The sequence below is a fragment of the Pantoea sp. X85 genome (assembly GCF_029623675.1).
Taxonomy (GTDB): Bacteria; Pseudomonadota; Gammaproteobacteria; order Enterobacterales; family Enterobacteriaceae; genus Pantoea; species Pantoea leporis.
The window spans coordinates 2,807,549-2,831,592 of the sequence record NZ_CP121108.1 but is presented as its reverse complement, the minus strand read 5'-3'; the positions used below and the strand labels follow the sequence as shown (position 1 = coordinate 2,831,592).

The window sequence follows — 24,044 nt, the reverse complement described above, 5'->3', positions numbered from 1 at the left end:
ATTAAACAGATCATTCGTACTGCCGAAACGCATCCACTGACCTGGCGTCTCCGTGACGACAAGCAGCCGATCTGGATCGATGAATATCGCAGTAAAAACGGTTATGTCGGCGCAGAAAAAGCGTTGAAAGATTTCAGCCAGGACGAAATCGTCGCGGCGGTAAAAGACTCGGGTCTGAAAGGCCGCGGTGGTGCAGGTTTTAACACCGGCCTGAAGTGGAGCCTGATGCCGAAAGACGAATCCATGAACATCCGTTACCTGCTGTGTAATGCCGATGAAATGGAGCCGGGCACTTACAAAGACCGCTTGCTGATGGAGCAACTGCCGCACCAGCTGGTGGAAGGCATGCTGATCAGTGCGTTCGCGCTGAAAGCCTATCGTGGCTATATCTTCTTACGTGGTGAGTACATCGAAGCGGCCGTTAATCTGCGTCGCGCGATTGCTGAAGCCACCGAAGCGGGCTATCTCGGTAAAAATATTCTTGGTACCGGTTTTGATTTCGAGCTGATCGTCCACACCGGCGCAGGCCGTTATATCTGCGGCGAAGAGACAGCGCTGATCAACTCGCTGGAAGGACGTCGTGCGAATCCGCGTTCCAAGCCGCCATTCCCGGCCAGTGCCGGCGTGTGGGGCAAGCCGACCTGCGTGAACAACGTGGAAACGCTGTCGAACGTGCCTGCCATCTTCCTTAACGGCGTTGACTGGTACAAAAACATCTCTACCAGCGAAGACACCGGCACCAAAATGATGGGCTTTTCCGGCCGCGTAAAAAATCCTGGCGTCTGGGAATTGCCGTTCGGCACTACCGCACGTGAAATCCTTGAGGATTACGCCGGTGGCATGCGCGATGGCCTGAAATTCAAAGCCTGGCAGCCAGGCGGCGCAGGAACTGACTTCCTTACCGACCAGCACCTCGATCTGCCGATGGAATTTGCCAGTATTGGTAAAGCTGGCAGCCGTTTAGGTACTGCGCTGGCGATGGCGGTCGATCACGAAATCAACATGGTTTCACTGGTGCGTAACCTGGAAGAGTTCTTTGCGCGCGAATCCTGTGGCTGGTGTACGCCGTGCCGTGATGGATTGCCATGGAGCGTGAAGATCCTGCGTGCGCTGGAGCAGAAGAAAGGTCAGCCGGGTGATATTGAAACCCTGCAGCAACTCTGCCGCCAGCTTGGCCCAGGTAAAACCTTCTGTGCCCACGCACCGGGCGCCGTCGAGCCATTGCAGAGCGCGATTAAATATTTCCGTGAAGAGTTTGAAGCTGGCATTGCGCCGCAGGTGTTTGGCAATACCCGAGCCATTGGCGGTATTCAGCCCAACCTGCTGAAAGCGCGCTGGTAATCAGCCGCCGTACACGGAATTCACCTCATGCCGACATGGCGTGGGGAAAGAATTAGATGTTTAACGCTCGTCTTAGGGCGAGCCTTACGGAAGCATGTTCACTATGGCTACAATCCATGTAGACGGTAAAGAATATGATGTGAACGGAGCGGACAACCTGCTACAGGCGTGTCTCTCTCTGGGCCTTGATATTCCTTATTTTTGCTGGCATCCGGCGCTGGGAAGCGTAGGGGCCTGCCGCCAGTGCGCGGTGAAGCAATTCCAGAATGCCGAAGATACCCGCGGTCGCCTTGTCATGTCCTGCATGACACCAGCGTCGGACGGCACCTTTATCTCCATCGACGATGGCGAAGCGAAAGAGTTTCGTGAAAGCGTGGTGGAATGGCTGATGACCAACCATCCGCACGACTGCCCGGTGTGCGAAGAGGGCGGTAACTGCCATCTGCAGGATATGACGGTAATGACCGGACACAGTTTCCGTCGTTATCGCTTCACTAAACGTACTCACCAGAACCAGGACCTCGGCCCGTTCATTTCGCATGAAATGAACCGCTGTATCGCCTGCTATCGCTGCGTGCGTTACTACAAAGATTATGCCGACGGCAAAGATCTTGGCGTTTATGGCGCTCACGACAACGTCTACTTTGGTCGTCCGGAAGATGGCACGCTGGAAAGCGAATTCTCCGGTAACCTGGTGGAAATCTGTCCGACCGGCGTTTTCACCGATAAAACGCACTCCGAACGCTATAACCGTAAATGGGATATGCAGTTCGCACCAAGCATCTGTCAGCAGTGCAGCGTGGGTTGTAACACCAGCCCGGGCGAACGCTATGGCGAATTGCGTCGTATCGAAAACCGCTATAACGGCACCGTAAACCACTATTTCCTCTGCGATCGCGGTCGTTTCGGTTACGGCTACGTCAACCGCAAAGATCGCCCACGTCATCCGGTACAGCAACGCGGCAACGATTGGGTCAGCCTGAATGCTGAACAAGCGGTGAATGCGGCGGCGGATGTGTTGCGTCGGGCGAAAAAAGTGATCGGTATCGGTTCTCCGCGCGCCAGCATTGAAAGCAACTTCGCGTTGCGTGAGCTGGTTGGCGCAGAAAACTTCTCAACCGGTATGCCAGCCGGTGAGCAAGCTCGCGTTGAGCTGATGCTGAAAGTCCTGCAGGACGGCGGCATCTACACGCCATCACTGCGCGAAATTGAGAGCTACGATGCGGTGCTGGTGCTGGGTGAAGATTTGACTCAGGTTGGCGCACGCGTGGCGTTGTCTGTACGTCAGGCAGTAAAAGGTAAAGCGCGTGAGATGGCTGCGGCACAGAAAGTGGCTGACTGGCAGATCGCGGCAATCCTTAACATCGGTCAGCATGCCAAACATCCGCTGTTCGTAACCAACGTCGACGAAACCCGCCTGGATGATATCGCTGCGTGGAGCTATCGCGCACCGGTGGAAGATCAAGCTCGTCTCGGCTTCGCGATTGCCAATGCACTGGATGAAAGCGCGCCGGCAGTCAGCGGCTTCGACAGCAAACTCAACGGCAAAGTTGATGTGGTGGTTCAGGCGCTGGCAGGTGCAAAAAAACCGCTGATTATCTCCGGTACCCATTCCGGTAGCATCGCGATGATTGAAGCTGCTGCTAACGTGGCAAAAGCCCTGAAAGCGCGCGGTGCCGATGTCGGTATTACCTTCCTCGCGGGTGCGGCGAACAGCTTTGGCCTCGGCCTGATGGGCGGTCAATCGCTGGACAGCGCGCTGGAACAGCTGAGCAAAGGCGAAGCCGATGCGCTGGTGGTGCTGGAAAACGATCTCTATCGTCATGCACCGAAAGCCAACGTGGATGCGGCGCTCGATACTACCGCTAACGTGATTGTGGTCGATCATCAGCGTACCGCAACGCTGGAAAAAGCCGGTTTGGTACTTTCAACCGCCAGCTTTGCGGAGAGCGATGGCACCTCAATCAACCACGAAGGCCGCGCGCAGCGCTTCTTCCAGGTTTACGATCCCGCTTATTACGATGACAGCGTAGTGATGCTGGAGAGCTGGCGCTGGTTGCGTTCGCTGCACAGCGCGGTTGAGAGCCGTCACATCGACTGGACTCAGCTGGATCACGTGATTGATGCCACCGTTGCGGCGCTGCCACAGCTGAAAGGCATTAAGGATGCCGCGCCAGACGCGAGCTTCCGTATCCGTGGTCAAAAACTGGCACGTTCACCGCACCGCAACAGTGGCCGTACTGCGATGCGCGCCAACATCAGCGTGCATGAACCGCGTCAGCCGCAAGATAAAGACACCATGTTTGCCTTCTCGATGGAAGGGAACAACCAACCCAGCGCACCGCGTTCGCAGATTCCATTTGCCTGGGCGCCGGGCTGGAACTCACCGCAGGCATGGAACAAGTTCCAGGCTGAAGTGGGCGGCAAACTGCGTCATGGCGATCCGGGCGTGCGTCTGTTTGAAGCCAGCGATCGTTCATTGCCGTGGTTTACCGCGATTCCTGAAAGCTTCGTTGAAGGCAGCCAGTGGCGCGTTGCACCTTACTACCAGCTGTTTGGTAGCGAGGAGATGACCCAGCGCTCAACCACCTTCCAGAAACGCATGTCCCCGGCCACGCTGGTGATCAACCCGGCTGATGCTGAGAAACTGGGCGTTAATAGCGGTGCTTCCGTTGAGCTGGTGTGTGCAGGCGAAACACTGCGCTTGCCGGTACGTTTCTCTGCGTCGCTGCAAGCAGGGCAGGTTGGTTTACCGCTCGGTATGCCGGGCGTGCCGCCGTTCCTCTCAGGTGCGCACATTGACAAACTGCAGGAGGCCGCGCAATGAGTTGGCTGACACCGGACGTTATTGAAATCCTCATCAACATCGGCAAAGCGCTGGTCATCTTGTTGGTGGTTGTCGGTTGCGGTGCTTTCATGAGTTTCGCCGAGCGTCGTCTGCTCGGCCTGTGGCAGAACCGTTATGGACCAAACCGTGTTGGCTGGGGCGGCTCGCTGCAGCTGGCTGCTGACATGATCAAAATGTTCTTTAAAGAGGACTGGGTTCCGCCGTTTACCGACCGCTTCATCTTTACGCTGGCACCGGTTATCGCCTTCGTATCGCTGCTGCTGGCTTTCGCCATTGTGCCAGTTTCGCCGACCTGGATGGTCACCGATCTGAACATCGGTCTGCTGTTCTTCCTGATGATGGCGGGCCTGGCGGTGTATGCGGTGCTGTTCGCTGGCTGGTCGAGTAATAACAAATACTCACTGTTGGGTGCGATGCGTGCATCGGCGCAGACGCTGAGCTACGAAGTGTTCCTTGGTCTGTCACTGATGGGCGTGGTGGCGCAAGCCGGCTCGTTCAATATGAATGCCATTGTCGAAAGCCAGGCGCATCTGTGGAACATCATTCCTCAGTTCTTCGGCTTCCTTACCTTCTGCATCGCGGGCGTAGCGGTATGTCACCGTCATCCGTTTGACCAACCAGAAGCGGAGCAGGAACTGGCGGACGGTTACCACATCGAATACGCCGGTATGAAGTTCGGCCTGTTCTTCGTCGGTGAATACGTGGCGATCACCACCGTTTCAGCGCTGATCGTGACGCTGTTCTTCGGTGGCTGGCACGGCCCGTTCCTGCCGCCATTCATCTGGTTCGCTCTGAAAACAGCGTTCTTTATGGTGATGTTTATCCTGATTCGTGCTGCGCTGCCGCGTCCACGCTATGACCAGGTGCTGTCGTTCGGCTGGAAAGTGTGTCTGCCGTTGACGCTGTTGAACCTGCTGGCGACCGCCGCAGTGATTCTGTACACCGCGCAGTAAGGGACATTGAGATGACTTTAAAAGATATTGTCGTTGGCTTCGGCACGACAGTGCGCAGTATCTGGATGATAGGCATGCATGCCTTCGCCAAGCGCGAAACCCAAATGTATCCGGAAGAGCCTGTTTATCTGCCGCCGCGTTACCGTGGCCGTATCGTGCTGACGCGCGATCCGGACGGCGCAGAGCGTTGCGTTGCCTGTAACTTGTGCGCGGTAGCTTGTCCTGTCGGCTGTATCTCGCTGCAGAAAGCCGAGACGCAGGATGGACGTTGGTATCCTGAGTTCTTCCGCATCAACTTCTCACGCTGCATCTTCTGCGGCCTGTGTGAAGAGGCTTGCCCAACCACCGCGATTCAGCTGACACCCGATTTCGAACTGGGTGAGTTTAAGCGTCAGGATCTGGTGTATGAGAAAGAAGACTTGCTGATTTCCGGTCCGGGTAAATATCCGGAGTACAACTTCTATCGTATGGCTGGTATGGCGATCGACGGAAAAGAGAAGGGCGAAGCGGAAAACGAAGCCAAGCCGATCGACGTCAAAGGGTTGTTACCTTAAGGAGCCAGGTATGGAATTTGCGTTTTATCTTTGCGGACTGGTGGCGGTGCTGACGACGCTGCGCGTCATCACCCACACCAATCCGGTACATGCGCTGCTGTACCTGATCGTTTCGCTGCTGTCGATTGCCGGCGTGTTCTTCTCAATGGGCGCCTACTTTGCCGGTGCACTGGAAATCATCGTCTACGCGGGTGCCATCATGGTGCTGTTCGTCTTTGTGGTGATGATGCTGAACCTCGGCAAAACTCAGCAGGATCAAGAGCGCGAGTGGCTCAAACCTTCGCTGTGGATTGGTCCGGGCATCGTCTCTTTACTGCTGCTGGCAGTGATGATTTACGCGATTAGCACGGCAACCGATCAGGGCATTGATGGCACCGTCATCGACGCGAAAGCAGTCGGTATCAGCTTGTTTGGTCCCTATGTTCTGGCGGTTGAATTGGCATCGATGCTACTGCTCGCGGGTCTGGTCGTGGCCTTCCATATTGGACGTGAAGAGCGTCACGGCGAAGTGTTGAGCAATCGTCAAGCTGATGCGCAAGCAAATAAGGAGGATCACGCATGATCCCGTTACAACACGGCCTGATGCTGGCCGCTGTGCTGTTTGTTCTCGGCCTGACCTCCGTGGTGCTGCGTCGTAACATCCTGTTTATGCTGATTGGTCTGGAAATCATGATCAATGCCTCCGCGTTAGCGCTGGTGGTAGCAGGCAGCTATTGGGGACAAGCTGATGGTCAGGTGATGTACATCCTGGCGATCAGCCTTGCGGCGGCGGAAGCGAGTATTGGTCTGGCGCTGTTGCTCCAGCTCTATCGTCGTCGTCAGACGCTGAACATTGACACAGTGAGCGAGATGCGCGGATGAATCTTCTCTATTTAACCGTATTATTTCCGCTGATTGGCTTCCTGCTATTGGCGTTTTCACGCGGTCGCTGGTCGGAGAACCTGTCGGCAGCAATCGGTATGGGTTCTGTTGGTCTTGCCGCATTAACCACTATTTATGCCGGTTTCGACTTCTTCAATCAGGGTCAGCAGCCGTTCACTCAGGCGCTGTGGACCTGGATTCACGTCGGCAACTTTGACATTAAAGTGAATCTGGTGCTGGATGGTCTTTCTCTGACCATGCTGTCCGTCGTCACCGGCGTTGGTTTCTTCATCCACATGTTCGCTTCATGGTACATGCGTGGTGAAGAGGGTTATTCGCGCTTCTTCGCTTACACCAACCTGTTCATCGCGAGCATGGTGGTGTTGGTGCTGGCCGATAACCTGATGCTGATGTATCTCGGTTGGGAAGGCGTGGGCCTGTGCTCCTATCTGCTGATTGGCTTCTATTACAGCAATCCAGAGAACGGCAAAGCGGCGATGAAAGCCTTTATCATCACCCGTGTCGGTGATGTGTTCCTCGCTTTCGCCTTGTTCATCCTCTACAACGAACTGGGCACGCTGAACTTCCGCGAACTGGTGGAACTGGCACCCGCGCACTTCGCTGCAGACAACCACATGCTGCAGTGGGCAACCCTGATGCTGTTGGGGGGCGCGGTCGGTAAATCGGCACAGCTGCCATTACAAACCTGGCTGGCGGATGCGATGGCCGGTCCAACCCCGGTTTCGGCTCTGATTCACGCCGCGACCATGGTAACCGCCGGTGTTTATCTGATTGCACGTACTCACGGCCTGTTCCTGTTGACGCCGGAAGTGCTGCATCTGGTGGGTATCATTGGTGCGATTACTCTGGTGCTGGCAGGTTTTGCTGCGCTGGTGCAAACCGACATCAAACGCGTGCTGGCTTACTCCACCATGAGTCAGATCGGCTACATGTTCCTCGCGCTTGGCGTGCAGGCATGGGACGCGGCGATTTTCCACCTGATGACGCATGCATTCTTCAAAGCCTTGCTGTTCCTCTCTTCAGGCTCGGTCATTCTGGCTTGCCATCACGAGCAGAATATTTTCAAAATGGGCGGCCTGCGTAAGAGCATCCCGCTGGTGTATGTCTGCTTCCTGGTGGGCGGTGCCGCGTTGGCTGCGCTGCCGCTGATCACCGCAGGTTTCTACAGTAAAGATGAAATCCTGTTTGGTGCGATGGCGAATGGTCACATCAATCTGATGGTGGCGGGTCTGGTGGGTGCATTCCTCACTTCGATCTACACCTTCCGCATGATCTTTATCGTGTTCCACGGTGAAGAGAAAATTCATGCCCACGCCGGTAAAGGCATTACGCATCACCTGCCGCTGATTGTTCTGATGGTGCTCTCCACCTTTATTGGTGCGCTGATCACGCCTCCTCTGGCGGGGGTTCTGCCGCAGAACGAGTTTGGTGAAGGCGGCAAAGTGATGCTGGAAATCACCTCAGGCGTGGTGGCCATTGTCGGTATCCTGATCGCAGCAGCTCTGTGGCTGGGTAAACGTCAACTGGTGACCAGTATTGCTAACAGCGCGCCGGGTCGTTTCTTCGGCACCTGGTGGTTCGCGGCCTGGGGCTTCGACTGGCTGTATGACAAGGTGTTTGTAAAACCTTATCTCGGCATTGCCTGGTTGCTGAAGCGCGATCCGCTTAACTCACTGATGAACCTGCCTGCGCTGCTGTCGCGTGTTGGTAATAAAGGTTTGGTGGTGAGCGAAAACGGTTATCTGCGCTGGTACGTGGCCTCGATGAGTGTGGGTGCCGTTGTGGTGCTGGCGCTGCTGCTGGTGATTTAAAGATTGATGAGCGGGGCGGGTTCGCTCGCCCAATTAGAATGTCAAAAATTGCCTGAAGTAAGGCAATAAAAAGGGAAGTTTGCCGTGTTATTACCTTGGCTAATTATCATACCTTTTGTCGGTGGCTTGCTCTGCTGGCTTGCGGAGCGTCTTGGCGCAAAAGTTCCGCGCTGGATTGCCATGATCACCATGGGCCTGACGCTAGCGCTTGGTCTGCAGCTGTGGTTGCAGGGAGGCTATTCACTGACGCAGGCTGCGGGCATTCCGCAATGGCAATCGACTTTCTCCGTACCGTGGATTCCGCGCTTTGGCATCAACTTCCATCTGGCAATTGATGGTCTGTCGCTGCTGATGGTGGTGCTAACCGGACTGCTCGGTTTGATGGCGGTGCTGTGTTCCTGGAACGAAATTGAGAAATATCAGGGCTTTTTCCACCTCAACCTGATGTGGATTCTCGGTGGTGTGATTGGCGTGTTCCTCTCCATCGATATGTTCCTGTTCTTCTTCTTCTGGGAAATGATGCTGGTGCCGATGTATTTCCTCATCGCACTGTGGGGCCATAAAGCATCCGACGGTAAAACGCGTATCAGCGCGGCGACCAAGTTCTTCATCTACACCCAGGCATCGGGTCTGATCATGTTGGTGGCGATTCTGGCGCTGGTCTTTGTCCATTACAACGCCACCGGCGTATGGACTTTCAGCTACGAAGAACTGCTGAAAACCCCGATGTCGCACACCGTTGAATATCTGCTGATGCTTGGCTTCTTTATTGCCTTTGCGGTGAAAATGCCGGTGGTGCCATTACACGGTTGGTTACCCGATGCGCACAGCCAGGCACCAACCGCTGGTTCAGTTGACCTCGCAGGTATCTTGCTAAAAACTGCGGCTTACGGTTTGCTGCGCTTTAGCCTGCCGCTGTTCCCGAATGCGTCAGCAGAGTTCGCACCGATTGCCATGTGGCTGGGTATCATCGGCATCTTCTACGGTGCGTGGATGGCATTCTCACAAACTGATATCAAGCGACTGATCGCTTACACCTCTATTTCGCACATGGGCTTCGTGCTCATCGCCATCTACACTGGCAGCCAGCTGGCCTTCCAGGGCGCGGTGATTCAGATGATTGCGCACGGTCTCTCTGCTGCGGCACTGTTCATCTTGTGTGGTCAGCTGTATGAACGTCTGCACACCCGCGACCTGCGTCAGATGGGCGGTTTGTGGTCACGTATCAAATGGATTCCGGGTCTGTCACTGTTCTTCGCGGTTGCAAACCTTGGTATGCCGGGCACCGGTAACTTTGTTGGCGAATTTATGATTCTGACCGGCAGCTTCCAGGTGGTACCGGTGATTATCGTCATTGCAACCTTTGGTCTGGTGTTTGCTTCGGTTTACTCCCTGATCATGATGCAGCGCGCTTACTTCGGCGAAGCAAAGTCGAAAGATCCGCTGCCAGGCATGTCACCGCGTGAGTTCATGACTATCGGCGTATTGGTGATGTTGCTGGTACTGCTGGGGATTTATCCTCAGCCGATCCTCGACACATCCCATGCTGCGATGAGCAATATTCAGCAGTGGTTTACCGCTTCAATTTCAACTACAAGGCCGTAATTCGCCATGACAATAACTCCTCAACATCTGATCGCGTTACTGCCGCTGTTGATCGTCGGATTGACGGTGGTGGTGGTGATGCTGTCCATTGCGTGGCGACGCAATCACTTTGTTAATGCCACGCTGACGGTGATCGGACTTAACATTGCGCTGTTTTCTCTGTGGTTTGTAGGCCAGGCGGGAGCGATGGACGTCACGCCGCTGCTGCGCGTTGATGGCTATTCGATGTTCTACACCGCGCTGGTGGTGCTGGCGAGTTTAGCCACCTGCACCTTCGCTTATCCGTGGCTGGCCGGTTTCCCGGACAACAAAGATGAGTTCTATCTGCTGGTGCTGATTGCAGCACTCGGCGGGATCGTGCTGGCGAGCGCCAATCATCTGGCAGCGCTGTTCATCGGTATCGAACTGCTGTCACTGCCGCTGTTTGGTTTGATTGGTTATGCTTTCCGCCAGAAACGTTCGCTGGAAGCGTCGCTGAAATACACCATTCTGTCGGCGGCGGCCTCATCGTTCCTGCTGTTCGGTATCGCGCTGATTTATGCTGATTCCGGCAGCCTGAGCTTTGTGCAGCTGGGCAAAAGTCTGAGCGATAGCATGATTCAGGAGCCGCTGTTGCTGCTCGGTCTGGGCATGATGATTATCGGACTGGGCTTTAAACTGTCGCTGGTTCCTTTCCACCTGTGGACGCCAGATGTTTATCAGGGTGCGCCAGCGCCGGTTTCAACCTTCCTCGCTACCGCCAGCAAGATCGCCATCTTTGGTGTGATTATGCGCCTGTTCATGTACGCGCCCGTCACTGACAGCGAAGCGGTGCGTACCGTGCTGGGCATCATTGCGTTTGCGTCGATTCTGTTCGGCAACCTGATGGCGATTTCCCAGAGCAACATCAAGCGTCTGCTCGGTTACTCCTCTATCGCGCACCTTGGTTATCTGTTGGTGGCGCTGATTGCGGTGAAAACCCATCAGCTGTCGCTGGAAACCGCAGGCGTTTATCTGGCCGGTTACCTGTTCAGCAGCCTTGGCGCGTTCGGCGTAGTGAGTCTGATGTCGAGCCCTTATCGCGGTCCGGATGCCGATACGCTCTATTCCTATCGTGGTCTGTTCTGGCATCGTCCGATTCTGTCTGCAGTAATGACGGTGATGATGTTGTCACTGGCGGGTATCCCAATGACGCTCGGCTTCATCGGTAAGTTCTACGTTATCGCCTCGAGTGTGAACGCACATCTGTGGTGGTTGAGTGGTGCGGTGGTAGCGGGTAGTGCGATTGGGCTTTATTACTATCTGCGTGTGACGGTGAGTCTGTATCTCAGTCCGCCGGAACTGCACAACCGCGATACGCAAGCCAATTGGGCATTTACGGCCGGCGGCGTTGTGGTGCTGATATCTGCGATTCTGGTGCTGCTGCTTGGTGTTTATCCGCAGCCGCTGATTACACTGGTGCAGATGGCTCAGCCGCTCATGTAATTCAGATTCACGAAACCACTGAATCAGGCCTGCGGGCCTGATTTTTTTTGCCTGCAGTTCACGGCGTAGTGAGAGGTTGAGCACAGAGTCACCACGAGGTTTTCAGCTGCCGCTGCTGCTCACTGCGTTTGGCGTAGCCGGTGTGATATTCTCATCGGATCCCTTTTTTCGCTCAGACAAGGAAGCACCATGGAAATGCTTTGGCTTGATTGCCACCACAGTGAACTGACAACGCAACAACTCTACACTTTGCTGGCACTGCGCAATCATGTCTTCATCGTGGAACAAAACTGTCCTTATCAGGATATTGATGGCCAGGATCTAGCTGCCGAAAATCGCCACATTCTCGGATTTCTCGACGGTAAGCTGCTGGCCTATGCGCGCGTGTTAACGCCAGCGCTAGACTCTGCGCCGGTAATGATTGGTCGTGTGATTGTTTCTGAAGAAGCACGCGGTTTGAAGCTGGGCTATCGCTTAATGGAGAAGGCGCTGGAGAGCTGTGAAAAGTATTGGTCGCAGCGCGCTATTTATCTCTCTGCGCAGGCACATCTGGAAGGGTTCTACGGTCGTCTGGGCTTTAAAGCGGTGACTGAAGTCTACATGGAAGATGACATTCCGCACATCGGCATGCAAAAAGCATAACGGCGAGGATTGCTCCTCGCCGTCAATCATCAGCCTGGCGTCATCTGCCGGTCATCAACGTATTTACGTTGATCTGGCGGCGGCGGGAAGTACTGATAAAGCCAGGTTTCACTCAGCGTTTCATCTTTGGTACGTAGGAACAGGCGCATATCAACCGGTTTGGTCGAGTCGCTGTTTGGATACCAGTCAAACAGAATGCGGTAACCGTTGAGTGGCTCGACGTAGAGAATCTCAACCTGCTTAAATGTGCCTTCTGAAACGGTAATCACCGGCTCAATACCTTTCGGCGCTGCGGCTTTCAGATCGCCACCAACAAAATCAATGGCAAAGCGACGTGACCAGGTTTCCGGGAAGTGTTCGCCTGGCGCCCAACCTTCCGGGAATCCGCCGATACCGGTGCGCGTGGCATCGACACGCGCCAAACCACTGCGCACTGGTGGCAACTGGCTCCAGTAGAGTTTGTACTGGAAGCTGAACTCGCTACCGGCTTTTACCGGTTCTGACGGCTGCCAGAAGCACACCACGTTATCCAGCGTTTCCCCGGTGGTAGGAATCTCCATCACGTTAATGGCGCCTTTGCCCCATTTACCAATCGGTTCTACCCACAGGCTTGGACGTTTGTCGTACCAGCCAATCACATCCTGATAATTTTTGAAGTCATGATCGAGCTGCAACAGGCCAAAACCACGCGGGTTTTCGTCCTGATAGGCGTTGAACTGCAAACGCTGCGGGTTGTTCAGCGGACGTGCAATCCATTCGCCTTCACCGGTCCACATCGCCAGACGATCGGAGTCATGGATTTGTGGATGGTAAGTGTTACACATGCGGCGCTCGTTGGTGCCACAACTGAACATGCTGGTCATTGGCGCAATGCCAAGCTGGCGAATGTCGTTACGCGCAAACAGGTGGTTTTCCACCTCCATCACTACGCGCTTCTCCTCGCAGTGAATGGTGAACTTGTAGGCACCAGTGACGCTCGCGCCATCCAGCAGGGCGTAGACCACGAAAGTAGTGTCATCCGCTTTTGGTGTTTCGAACCAGAACGCGGTGAAGTCCGGGAACTCTTCTTTGCCGTTGCTGAAGGTGTTGACTGCCACGCCGCGCGCGGAAAGGCCGTACTGGAAGGTTTCATCAACCGCACGGAAATAGCTGGCGCCAAGGAAAGAGACGATATCGCGGCGCGCCAGTTCAGGTTTCTTAAACGCACGGAAACCGGCAAAGCCGAGATCGGTTTTACCAACCAGCTGCCTGGTATCAACGTTGGCGTTGTGATAATTGAACAGCTCCGGACGGAAGTGGATCTCGCGCGCTTCACGGCTCTGGGCATCGACCGAGAACATGCGGATGCGGCGCTTGAAGCCCATACCGACGTGGAAGAATTGCACGTCCAGCTGACGATCGGGGATGTTATTCCACAGCGAGTGGTTGGCGTCGTACTGAATTTCGTTATAGGCCTGTGGAGTGAGATTGGCCAGGGTGTCGGGCAAGGGGCCGGGGGCGCCGCCCCAGGGCTGTTTTGCCAGCGCGGAGGCTTTCTTTTTCAGTGAGTCGAAATCGAAGCGAACCGCGGTACCGTCGGCGATACCATCATCGGCCCAGGCGGATTGTGCAAACAGCGTGGAGAGACCCGTCATGCCGCTAACAGCGGAGAGGGCCATGGACGCTTTCATAAATTTTCTACGATTCATGCCGGAAATCTAATCCTTAGCTGCTCGGGTGTATTTTGACTCTCGTAAGACGAGAAGCGTCTGACTACAGGGGGTTACGACAGTCGTGAAAATAAATAATTCAGTCTGCGGAAAATTTATCAGATTAATCAAATAAGCGAAGCAGAATTCGCGTAGCGGCAGCGTACATGACACAACTTTGCACTGTGGTGGATGAAACTTGGTGAAAACCTTGCAGTCGCCATCCAGCAAATCTGCAATTTATGACTATAGTTAAACCACAACGAGCAAGGAACATGGAGGAACTACATAGTGTCATCTTCAGATCAATTTGAAACGCACCTTGACGACGACCTGGCGCTGCTAACGGAAACGCTGGAAGAAGTGTTACGCGCATCAGGCGACCCGGCCGATCAGAAATATATCGAGCTGAAACTCAAAGCTGAACAAGCGCTGGAAGACGTGAAATCGCGCGTTAGCCAGGCGTCAGACAGCTATTACTATCGTGCCAAGAATGCGGCCTACCGCGCCGATGATTATGTGCATGAAAAACCGTGGCAGGGGATTGGCATCGGTGCCGCCGCTGGCCTGTTTGTCGGTTTACTGCTGGCTCGACGTTAAGTTCCAACGGGCGCGACACGCTTCGCGCCCGCTTCCTGATTTCCTCGCCGCTTTTCCCGCTAAATCCCTGTTTCGCATCATCCGCGATTGTGTTTCGCCTGCGCGCTTCCTACAGTAAAGCGACAGGGAAAAGGAGAACGCAACGTGATACGTGTAGAAATGCTCTCAACGGGCGATGAAGTGTTACATGGGCAGATTGTCGATACCAACGCCGCGTGGCTGGCCAATGTGCTGTTCCAGCACGGTTTGCCGATGACCAGCCGTAGCACCGTCGGTGATGCAATGACCTCGCTGGTGGAGGCGCTGCAGAGCCGCAGCCAGATTGCTGACGTGCTAATCGTGAATGGCGGTTTAGGACCGACCAGTGACGATCTCAGCGCGCAGGCCGCAGCCATTGCCAGCGGCAGCGAGTTAGTTATCCAGCAAACCTGGCTGGAAAAAATGGAAGCCTGGTTCACCAGCCGCGGACGTGTGATGGCGCCGAGCAACCGCAAGCAGGCAGAAATCCCTGCCATTGCTGAGATGCTGGATAATCCGGTCGGCACCGCATGCGGCTTCGCGCTGCAGCTCAATCGCTGCTGGATTTTCTTCACCCCTGGCGTGCCGTCGGAATTTAAAGTGATGGTTGAGCAGGAGATTATTCCGCGCCTCAAAGCACGCTTTGAACTGCCTGAGCCACCATTGTGTTTGCGCCTCACCACCTTTGGACGTGGGGAAAGTGACATTGCCGCCGAGCTGGAGCCGCTCCCGCTGCCGGAAGGCGTGGTGATGGGCTATCGCTCATCGATGCCGATTATTGAAATCAAACTCACCGGGCCCGCCAGCCAGCGCGTGGCAATGGAGCAAGTGTGGCAGCAGGTAAAACTGTTGCTGGCTGAATGCACCATCTTTGAGGGCACCGAAGGTTTACCGGCGCTGCTGGCGCGCGAGTTGCAGCAGCGTGGCTTCCATTTGGCGCTGAGCGAGCAGTTCACCGCCGGCTTACTTAACTGGCAGCTGGCCGCAGCGGACGTGGCGCTCAGCAAAGCAGAGATTCTGCCGTCGCAGGATGAAGATCTGGAAGCGCAGGTTGCGCGCACGCGTGACTGGGCGAAACAGCAGGGCGCGGCGCTGGCGTTGTCGGTGGGAAATTTAGTGGAAGGCGAAGTATCGATCGCGCTGCATACGCCGGAAGCCAGCTGGGGCCAACGCGTAAAGTTCACTCATGGACGTCATAACGTGGAAACGCGGCAGAAAGTGGTGGCGATGATGGCGATGAACATGTTGCGTCGCTGGCTGCACGGCAGTGAAGTCAGCACCGGTCACGGTTGGATTGATGTGCTGGAAACGGTGAAACGTTGATTGATCACCAGGTCGCCATAAATGGCGGCCTGGTCAATCACAGCTCGATCTCAATCTCCCCTTTGGCGCGACAGCAGCACGGCAAAATCTCGCCTTGCTGCACAAACGCCAACGGGGTTTCGGCATAATCCACTTCGCCTTTTAGCAAACGCATGCGGCAAGAGCCGCAGTAGCCTTCGCGACACTGAAACTCAACGCACAGATTATTAGCTTCCAGCGTCGCCAGCAGATTGGGGTGATCTTCTGCGCACTCCAGCCGGGAGCCGGAGCTACGCAGAATAACAACAGAGCGGCTCATGCTTACAGCTGGAAGCCGTCGAAATCGTCTTCGCCCACTTCAGAATCAATCTGACCGACCAAATACGAGCTCACTTCAACTTCCTGCGGTGCAACCTGTACGTTGTCCGACACCAGCCACGAGTTGATCCATGGAATGGGGTTGGAACGCGTCTGGAACGGCAGATCGAGACCCACCGCCTGCATACGGATGTTGGTGATGTACTCGATATACTGGCACAGAATGTCTTTGTTCAGGCCAATCATCGAGCCGCCGCTGAACAGGTATTCTGCCCACTCTTTTTCCTGCTCGGCTGCCTTCTTGAACAGATCGAAGCATTCATCACGACACTCCGCGGCGATAGCTTTCATCTCTGGATCGTCTTCACCGGTGCGCAGCAGGTTCAGCATATGCTGGGTGCCGGTCAGATGCAGCGCTTCATCGCGTGCAATCAGCTTGATGATTTTGGCGTTGCCTTCCATCAGCTCGCGCTCGGCGAAAGCAAATGAACAGGCGAAGCTGACGTAGAAGCGAATCGCTTCCAGCGCGTTGACGCTCATCAGGCAGATATAGAGCTGCTTTTTCAGATCGCGCAGGTTAACGGTAACGGTTTTACCGTTGACCTGATGCGTACCTTCACCCAGCAGATGCCAGTAACTGGTCATCTCGATCAGGTCATCGTAGTACTTCGAGATATCTTCGGCGCGCGCCAGAATCTGCTCGTTGGTGACGATATCGTCAAACACCACCGCCGGATCGTTAACGATGTTACGGATGATGTGCGTGTAGGAGCGCGAGTGAATGGTCTCGGAGAACGCCCAGGTTTCAATCCAGGTTTCCAGCTCAGGGATGGAAATCAGCGGCAGCAGCGCCACGTTCGGGCTACGTCCCTGAATCGAGTCCAGCAGCGTTTGATACTTCAGGTTGCTGATGAAGATGTGCTTTTCATGCTCCGGCAGCGCCTGGTAATCGATGCGATCGCGCGAGACGTCCACTTCTTCCGGACGCCAGAAGAAGGAGAGCTGCTTCTCAATCAGCTTTTCAAAGATGTCATATTTCTGCTGATCGAAACGGGCAACGTTGACGGACTGGCCAAAGAACATCGGCTCTTTCAGCTGGTCATTTTTGTTCTGCGAGAATGTGGTGTAAGCCATTTTGAGTCCAAATGTGAAGAGGGCCGACCAATGTCGGCCCTGACAAGATGAGATTAGATCTTACATGCGCCGCTTTCGCAGCCATCATCCTGAATGGAAGGTGCCAGATCGTCCTGTGCATCTTCCGCACCGTCGCGGGTGTTTTGATAGTACAGGGTTTTCACGCCGAACTTGTACGCGGTCAGCAGGTCTTTCAGCAGCTGTTTCATCGGCACTTTGCCATTCGCAAAGCGGCTCGGATCGTAGTTGGTGTTCGACGAAATCGCCTGATCGATGAACTTCTGCATCACGCCAACCAGCTGCAGATAACCGTCGTTAGACGGCATTTCCCACAGCAGTTCGTACTGGTCTTTCAGACGCTCATACTCTGGCACCACCTGACGCAGAATGCCGTCTTTCGATGCTTTGATGCTGATGTGTCCGCGCGGCGGCTCAATACCGTTGGTGGCGTTCGAAATCTGCGAAGAGGTTTCAGACGGCATCAGCGCAGAGAGCGTTGAATTGCGCAGACCGTGCGTGGTGATGGACTCACGCAGGCCTTCCCAATCCAAATGCAGCGGCTCGTTGCACACTGCGTCGAGATCCTTTTTATAGGTATCGATCGGCAGAATGCCCTGCGAGTAAGTGGTCTCTTTAAACCACGGGCACGCACCTTGCTCTTTCGCCAATTCGTTCGAGGCTTTCAGCAAGTAGTACTGAATGGCTTCGAAAGTTTTGTGCGTCAGATTGTTGGCGCTGCCATCAGAGTAACGCACGCCGTTTTTCGCCAGGTAATACGCGTAGTTGATCACGCCAATACCCAGCGTACGACGGCCCATGGCGCCGCGTTGTGCTGCCGGAATAGGGTAATCCTGATAATCCAGCAGTGCATCAAGCGCACGCACCGCAAGGGTGGCCAGCTCTTCCAGATCGTCAAGGCTGTTAATCGCGCCCAGGTTAAAGGCAGACAGCGTACACAGGGCGATTTCGCCGCTTTCGTCATTGACGTCGTTCAGCGGTTTGGTCGGCAGTGCGATCTCGAGGCACAGATTCGACTGACGAACTGGCGCGATGCTTGGATCGAACGGGCTGTGCGTGTTGCAGTGATCGACGTTCTGAATGTAGATACGGCCAGTTGATGCACGCTCCTGCATCATCAGTGAGAACAGCTCAACGGCTTTCACGCGCTGCTTGCGGATGCTGTCGTCTTTCTCGTATTTGGTGTACAGACGCTCGAACTCGTCCTGATCGGCGAAGAACGCATCGTACAGGCCAGGCACGTCAGACGGGCTGAACAGCGTGATGTCTTCACCTTTCAGCAGGCGGGTGTACATCAGTTTGTTGATCTGTACGCCGTAATCCATGTGACGCACGCGGTTGCCTTCAACACCGCGGTTGTTTTTCAGCACCAGCAGGCTTTCAACTTCCAGATGCCACATTGGGTAGAACAGCGTCGCTGCGCCGCCACGTACGCCGCCTTGTGAGCAAGACTTCACGGCAGTCTGGAAATGTTTGTAGAACGGAATACAACCGGTGTGGAACGCTTCGCCACCGCGAATCGGGCTACCCAGCGCACGAATGCGGCCGGCGTTGATGCCGATACCGGCGCGCTGAGAGACGTATTTCACAATGGCGCTGGAGGTGGCATTGATAGAGTCGAGGCTGTCGCCGCACTCAATCAGTACGCAAGAGCTGAACTGACGCGTTGGGGTACGCACGCCGGACATGATTGGCGTTGGCAGCGAGATTTTGAAGGTTGAGATCGCATCGTAGAAACGCTTCACGTAATCCATACGGGTTTCGCGCGGATAGCCAGAGAACAGGCACGCCGCCACCAGAATGTAGAGGAACTGGGCGCTTTCGTAGATTTCGCCGCTGACGCGGTTCTGCACCAGATATTTCCCTTCCAGCTGCTTAACCGCTGCGTAGGAGAAATTCATGTCGCGCCAATGGTCGATAAACGCGTCCATCTGCTCGAACTCTTCGGTGCTGTAATCTTCCAGCAGATGGCGGTCGTATTTGCCCATCTCAACCATTTTCACCACCTGATCGTACAGCTTCGGCGGCTCAAACTGGCCGTAGGCTTTTTTACGCAGGTGGAAGATAGCCAGACGCGCAGCCAGGTATTGGTAATCTGGCGCATCACGAGAGATCAGGTCTGCGGCAGCCTTGATGATGGTCTCATGAATATCAGAGGTTCTGATGCCATCGTAGAACTGAATGTGTGAGCGCAGTTCAACCTGTGAAACTGAAACATTGTTCAGCCCTTCGGCTGCCCAATCCAGTACACGATGAATTTTGTCGAGATCAATGCGCTCCTGGCGGCCATCGCGTTTAGTAACGAGCAGACTTTGGTTCATGTCGCGTTTTTACCTGTCCATGCATGAATGACGTATTTATCCCCCATGTATGCACAAGGTTTATGCACAAGCCGCTCGTTGTGAGTAAGCCTGTGGATAAACACTATATATAGGGGGTGCGGGAAGTTTGAACAACAATATGGTGAGTATTCTAGTCAGCAATCTCTTCTTAACAAGAGTTGATTTTCACTAAAAAATCGTCATTACCGGCTGGCTAAAATCCTGGATCCGCATGCCGCAAGGCCTGCACTTAGTGTCAACCGCTCAACACTTTTTTTTCACTTTATGATCGGACGCGTGTTTCTTGCTCAACCACCGCGCTTCAGGAATTTTCTTAGACAAAAAAAGCCCCGACAAGGCCGCCAGCAGCGAACTTATCTAAAAGTGCTTATGAATTTTTTGTGACTTGCTTAGCCTATAAAAAAGGCTGGTACGCGTCTAAAAGGAAATTGATCTGGATAGGGCCAAAATTGGGGGATAAGAGGTCGCCATGAATGACGTAATGTTTGTTAGTTAAGCCAACGACGAGTGCGCTGGCCGGGGCCACTTTTGGGCCGGCGGTCCTCGCGCCGCTAGCGCGGTACCTTCACTTCGTTCGTCTGCCTGACGGACCGGCGGAGACGGGACTTCCATGTCCCGGCTCCGCCTTTCGCCCGCGTCCTGCGGGCTCTCCTGGCTTCCTCGCTTCGTTCAGCGCTGCGGATTGCCGGACCAAAAGTGGTCCCGGCCTGCTCGTAAGCTCCAGTGCGTGTTGTTGAAAAGGGCTCATTTGCCCGTGAAGCAGATGTGCAAGGGCCCGCACGTATGATGAACGTACTTTCTGAAATCTAAGCTGGCAGTCATCACTCCTGACGATGCGTATGAATCATGTAGTTCACATCGACACCGCGACCCAGACGGAACTGGTTGGTCAGCGGATTGTAGTGCAGGCCAATCATATTTCTTTCACGCAGCGGGGTTTCATCCACCCAGTTCAGCAACTCGGCGGGACGGATGAATTTCTTCACGTCGTGCGTCCCGCGCGGCACCATGCGCAGCACATACTCGGCACCAAATACCGCCAGCAGCCAGGCTTTTGGATTGCGGTTGATGGTGGAGAAAAACACTTCGCCGCCGGGCTTCACCAGCTGCGCGCAGGCTAAGACTACCGAGCGCGGATCCGGCACATGCTCCAGCATCTCCATGCATGTCACCACATCATACTGCCCGGCGTGACTTGCGGCGTGATCTTCCACGGTTTGCTGCACGTAGTTAACGCTAACGCCGCTCTCCAGCGCATGCAGACGCGCCACTTCCAGCGGCTCAGCGCCCATATCCAGGCCGGTAACCTCAGCGCCTTCACGCGCCATGCTCTCCGCCAGAATGCCGCCGCCGCAGCCGACATCGAGCACTTTCTTGCCGAACAGGCCATTACTGTGCTGCGCTATCCAGCCAAGTCGCAGGGGGTTAATACGGTGCAACGGCTTAAATTCACCCTCTAAATCCCACCAGCGGGATGCCACGGCCTCAAACTTGGCGATCTCGGCGTGGTCAACGTTCTGGCGGCTTTCCTGCGGTTGTTCACTCATTGAATCATCACTCCAGACAAAATATTCCCTCAGTATAAACGCTTAACTCACGCGAACGCATCTCTCACGCTCAAGGAAAAGCGGGATTAAGGCCTGGTTAACGTTCACCGAAGGGAAGCAATGTGATATACTTTCGCACCTTTAAATCCGGGATTATGTAGAGGGATAGCGGCTCCATGAGCGACCTTGCGAGAGAAATTACACCGGTCAATATCGAAGAAGAGTTGAAAAACTCCTACCTCGATTACGCCATGTCGGTCATTGTTGGCCGAGCCTTACCCGATGTGCGTGATGGTCTGAAGCCGGTACACCGCCGTGTGCTTTTTGCCATGAGCGAACTGGGCAACGACTGGAATAAACCCTATAAAAAATCCGCCCGTGTGGTCGGTGACGTCATCGGTAAATATCACCCGCACGGCGATTCCGCGGTATACGAAAGTATCGTGCGTATGGCCCAGCCATTCTCCCTGCGCTACATGCTGGTTGACGGTCAGGGTAACTTTGGTTCGGTCGACGGCGATTCCGCCGCAGCGATGCGTTATACCGAAGTCCGCATGGCAAAGATCTCTTCGGAGCTGCTGGCTGACCTGGAAAAGGAAACCGTCGATTTCGTGCCGAACTATGACGGCACCGAGCAGATCCCTGAAGTCCTGCCAACTAAAATTCCTAACCTGCTGGTAAACGGTTCTTCCGGTATCGCCGTTGGTATGGCAACCAACATTCCACCGCACAACCTGACGGAAGTGATCAACGGCTGTCTGGCGTTTATCGAAGATGAAGACATCACCGTTGAAGGCCTGATGGAGCACATTACCGGGCCAGACTTCCCGACGGCGGCCTTCATCAATGGTCGTCGTGGTATTGAAGAAGCCTATCGCACCGGGCGCGGTAAGATTTACATTCGCGCACGTGGCGAAGTGGAAACCGATGCCAAGACCGGCCGTGAAACCATCATCGTGCACGAACTGCCGTATCAGGTGAACAAAGCGCGTCTGATCGAGAAGATCGCCGAGCTGGTGAAAGAGAAGCGCGTGGAAGGCATCAGCGCACTACGTGACGAATCTGACAAAGACGGCATGCGTATTGTCATTGAGATCAAACGCGATGCGGTGGGTGAAGTGGTTCTCAACAACCTCTATTCGCTGACACAGCTGCAGGTCTCTTTCGGCATCAACATGGTGGCGCTGCATCAGGGCCAGCCGAAGATCATGACGCTGAAAGGCATCATCGAAGCCTTCGTGCGTCACCGTCGTGAAGTGGTTACGCGTCGTACCATTTTCGAACTGCGTAAAGCGCGCGATCGTGCTCACATCCTTGAAGGCCTGGCGATTGCGCTGGCTAACATCGATCCGATCATCGAACTGATTCGTCGTGCACCAACGCCAGCCGAAGCGAAACTAGGCCTGCTGGCGCAGTCGTGGGATCTGGGTAACGTTGCCGCGATGCTGGAACGTGCCGGTAATGACGCTGCACGTCCGGAATGGCTGGAAGCCGAGTTCGGTATTCGCGATGGTCAATATTATCTGACTGAACAGCAAGCGCAGGCGATTCTGGATCTGCGTCTGCAGAAACTGACCGGCCTCGAGCACGAAAAGCTGCTCGACGAATACAAAGAGCTGCTGGATCAGATTGCTGAGCTGCTGCACATCCTGCAAAGCGCTGAGCGCCTGATGGAAGTAATCCGTGAAGAGCTGGAGCTGATGCGCGATCAGTTCGGCGACGCACGTCGTACTGAAATTACGGCGAACAGTGCAGACATCAACATCGAAGACCTGATCAATCAGGAAGACGTTGTGGTGACGCTGTCGCATCAGGGTTATGTCAAATACCAACCGCTGACCGACTATGAAGCCCAGCGCCGCGGTGGTAAAGGCAAATCCGCCGCACGTATTAAAGAAGAAGACTTTATCGATCGTCTGCTGGTGGCCAACACCCACGACACCATTCTGTGCTTCTCCAGCCGCGGCCGTCTCTACTGGATGAAGGTCTATCAGCTGCCGGAAGCCAGCCGTGGTGCGCGCGGTCGTCCAATCGTCAACCTGTTGCCGCTGGAAGCCAACGAACGTATCACCGCCATTCTGCCGGTGCGTGAATACACCGAAGGCTTCAACATCTTCATGGCTACTGCGAGCGGTACCGTGAAGAAAACCGCGCTGCAGGAGTTCAGCCGTCCGCGTAGCGCGGGCATCATCGCCATCAACCTGCGTGAGGATGACGAGCTGATTGGTGTGGCGCTGACCAACGGTAGCGACGAAGCGATGCTGTTCTCTGCCGCCGGTAAAGTGGTGCGCTTCGCTGAAACGGCAGTACGTGCGATGGGCCGTTCGGCTTCGGGCGTTCGCGGTATCAAGCTGGCTGAAAGCGACAAAGTGGTGTCGCTGATTGTGCCACGCGAAGAGGGCGCGATCCTCACCGTGACGCAGAACGGTTACGGTAAACGTACCGCCAACAGCGAGTATCCAACCAAGTCGCGTGCGACCCAGGGCGTGATCTCGATTAAAGTCACCGAACGTAACGGACCGGTTATCGGCGCGGTACAGGTGGTGGATGGCGATCAGATCATGATGATCACCGATGCCGGTACGCTGGTGCGTACTCGCGTATCGGAAGTCAGCGTGGTAGGCCGTAATACTCAGGGCGTGATTCTGATCCGTACAGCGGAAGATGAAAACGTGGTGGGTCTGCAACGCGTCGCGGAGCCGGTGGAAGAGGAAGAACTCGACGCCATCGACGGTAGCGTAGCGGAAGGCGAGGAGGATATCGCGCCGGAAGTGGACAGCGACGACGATGCACCAGAAGCTGACGACGAAGAGTAATTCGTAACGGCTTTAATAAGCGGCAGGTCAGGAAACTGGCCTGCCGTTTTTTTATCTGAGTTTTCCCCTAAAGGCGCGGGCTAGCTGGCTTTTTAGGGCCGATAAAGCTAGTGTATGGAAGCTTTTCAACATCCTGATAACCTCTTACCGCCAGTGAGCCT

At 54.9% G+C, this 24,044-nt stretch carries 18 protein-coding genes; 13 read left to right on the top strand and 5 right to left on the bottom strand.

Annotated features, from left to right (window positions below; genetic code table 11):
• The 10 genes from nuoF to P6287_RS13000 all read left to right on the top strand — a co-directional run bounded on the left by nuoF (nucleotide 1) and on the right by P6287_RS13000 (nucleotide 12,100).
• Nucleotides 1-1,341, top strand: a complete 1,341-nt coding sequence (gene nuoF, locus P6287_RS13045) for an NADH-quinone oxidoreductase subunit NuoF (protein WP_176519213.1) — start codon at nucleotides 1-3, stop codon at nucleotides 1,339-1,341.
• A gap of 103 nt (nucleotides 1,342-1,444) precedes the next feature.
• On the top strand, nucleotides 1,445-4,168 hold the full coding sequence (gene nuoG, locus P6287_RS13040) for an NADH-quinone oxidoreductase subunit NuoG (RefSeq protein ID WP_277973836.1): 2,724 nt from the start codon (nucleotides 1,445-1,447) through the stop codon (nucleotides 4,166-4,168).
• Complete coding sequence (gene nuoH, locus P6287_RS13035) at nucleotides 4,165-5,142, top strand: NADH-quinone oxidoreductase subunit NuoH (protein WP_008105140.1); 978 nt, start codon at nucleotides 4,165-4,167, stop codon at nucleotides 5,140-5,142. The genes nuoG and nuoH overlap by 4 nt, the downstream gene beginning before the upstream one ends.
• Nucleotides 5,143-5,153: 11 nt before the next feature.
• Nucleotides 5,154-5,696, top strand: a complete 543-nt coding sequence (nuoI, locus tag P6287_RS13030; RefSeq protein ID WP_007889332.1) for an NADH-quinone oxidoreductase subunit NuoI — start codon at nucleotides 5,154-5,156, stop codon at nucleotides 5,694-5,696.
• A 10-nt stretch (nucleotides 5,697-5,706) separates the two neighbouring features.
• Complete coding sequence (gene nuoJ / locus P6287_RS13025) at nucleotides 5,707-6,258, top strand: NADH-quinone oxidoreductase subunit J (protein ID WP_008105138.1); 552 nt, start codon at nucleotides 5,707-5,709, stop codon at nucleotides 6,256-6,258.
• Complete coding sequence (nuoK, locus tag P6287_RS13020) at nucleotides 6,255-6,557, top strand: NADH-quinone oxidoreductase subunit NuoK (protein ID WP_007889334.1); 303 nt, start codon at nucleotides 6,255-6,257, stop codon at nucleotides 6,555-6,557. Before nuoJ ends, nuoK begins: the two co-directional genes overlap by 4 nt.
• Complete coding sequence (gene nuoL, locus P6287_RS13015) at nucleotides 6,554-8,389, top strand: NADH-quinone oxidoreductase subunit L (RefSeq protein ID WP_137386193.1); 1,836 nt, start codon at nucleotides 6,554-6,556, stop codon at nucleotides 8,387-8,389. Before nuoK ends, nuoL begins: the two co-directional genes overlap by 4 nt.
• A gap of 84 nt (nucleotides 8,390-8,473) precedes the next feature.
• Complete coding sequence (gene nuoM / locus P6287_RS13010; protein ID WP_192411474.1) at nucleotides 8,474-9,994, top strand: NADH-quinone oxidoreductase subunit M; 1,521 nt, start codon at nucleotides 8,474-8,476, stop codon at nucleotides 9,992-9,994.
• A 6-nt stretch (nucleotides 9,995-10,000) separates the two neighbouring features.
• Nucleotides 10,001-11,458, top strand: coding sequence for an NADH-quinone oxidoreductase subunit NuoN (nuoN, locus tag P6287_RS13005; protein WP_008105131.1), 1,458 nt, complete (start codon nucleotides 10,001-10,003; stop codon nucleotides 11,456-11,458).
• Nucleotides 11,459-11,647: 189 nt separating this feature from the next.
• Nucleotides 11,648-12,100, top strand: coding sequence for a GNAT family N-acetyltransferase (locus P6287_RS13000; RefSeq protein ID WP_277973835.1), 453 nt, complete (start codon nucleotides 11,648-11,650; stop codon nucleotides 12,098-12,100).
• Nucleotides 12,101-12,129: 29 nt separating this feature from the next.
• Here P6287_RS13000 and P6287_RS12995 read toward each other — a convergent pair whose 3' ends face one another.
• Entirely contained in the window at nucleotides 12,130-13,788 is a 1,659-nt protein-coding gene (locus P6287_RS12995) for a glucan biosynthesis protein (protein ID WP_277973834.1), read from the bottom strand.
• A 291-nt stretch (nucleotides 13,789-14,079) separates the two neighbouring features.
• Between P6287_RS12995 and elaB the strand changes: the two genes are divergently transcribed.
• Nucleotides 14,080-14,388: a stress response protein ElaB gene (gene elaB / locus P6287_RS12990; RefSeq protein WP_008105125.1), complete on the top strand. Its 309-nt coding sequence runs from the start codon at nucleotides 14,080-14,082 to the stop codon at nucleotides 14,386-14,388.
• A 144-nt stretch (nucleotides 14,389-14,532) separates the two neighbouring features.
• Entirely contained in the window at nucleotides 14,533-15,729 is a 1,197-nt protein-coding gene (locus P6287_RS12985) for a nicotinamide mononucleotide deamidase-related protein YfaY (RefSeq protein WP_277973833.1), read from the top strand.
• Between the two features lie 37 nt (nucleotides 15,730-15,766).
• Here P6287_RS12985 and yfaE read toward each other — a convergent pair whose 3' ends face one another.
• The 4 genes from yfaE to ubiG all read right to left on the bottom strand — a co-directional run bounded on the left by yfaE (nucleotide 15,767) and on the right by ubiG (nucleotide 21,067).
• Nucleotides 15,767-16,027 (bottom strand): class I ribonucleotide reductase maintenance protein YfaE, encoded by a 261-nt coding sequence (gene yfaE, locus P6287_RS12980; protein ID WP_061717835.1) that lies wholly within the window; start codon nucleotides 16,025-16,027, stop codon nucleotides 15,767-15,769.
• A 2-nt stretch (nucleotides 16,028-16,029) separates the two neighbouring features.
• Nucleotides 16,030-17,160 (bottom strand): class Ia ribonucleoside-diphosphate reductase subunit beta, encoded by a 1,131-nt coding sequence (gene nrdB / locus P6287_RS12975; RefSeq protein ID WP_101763665.1) that lies wholly within the window; start codon nucleotides 17,158-17,160, stop codon nucleotides 16,030-16,032.
• 53 nt (nucleotides 17,161-17,213) lie between these two features.
• Complete coding sequence (nrdA, locus tag P6287_RS12970; RefSeq protein WP_110866577.1) at nucleotides 17,214-19,499, bottom strand: class 1a ribonucleoside-diphosphate reductase subunit alpha; 2,286 nt, start codon at nucleotides 19,497-19,499, stop codon at nucleotides 17,214-17,216.
• Between the two features lie 842 nt (nucleotides 19,500-20,341).
• Entirely contained in the window at nucleotides 20,342-21,067 is a 726-nt protein-coding gene (ubiG, locus tag P6287_RS12965) for a bifunctional 2-polyprenyl-6-hydroxyphenol methylase/3-demethylubiquinol 3-O-methyltransferase UbiG (RefSeq protein ID WP_061717833.1), read from the bottom strand.
• A gap of 176 nt (nucleotides 21,068-21,243) precedes the next feature.
• Here ubiG and gyrA point away from each other — a divergent pair, with 176 nt between their 5' ends.
• Complete coding sequence (gene gyrA, locus P6287_RS12960; RefSeq protein WP_277973832.1) at nucleotides 21,244-23,883, top strand: DNA topoisomerase (ATP-hydrolyzing) subunit A; 2,640 nt, start codon at nucleotides 21,244-21,246, stop codon at nucleotides 23,881-23,883.
• Nucleotides 23,884-24,044: the final 161 nt, after the last annotated feature.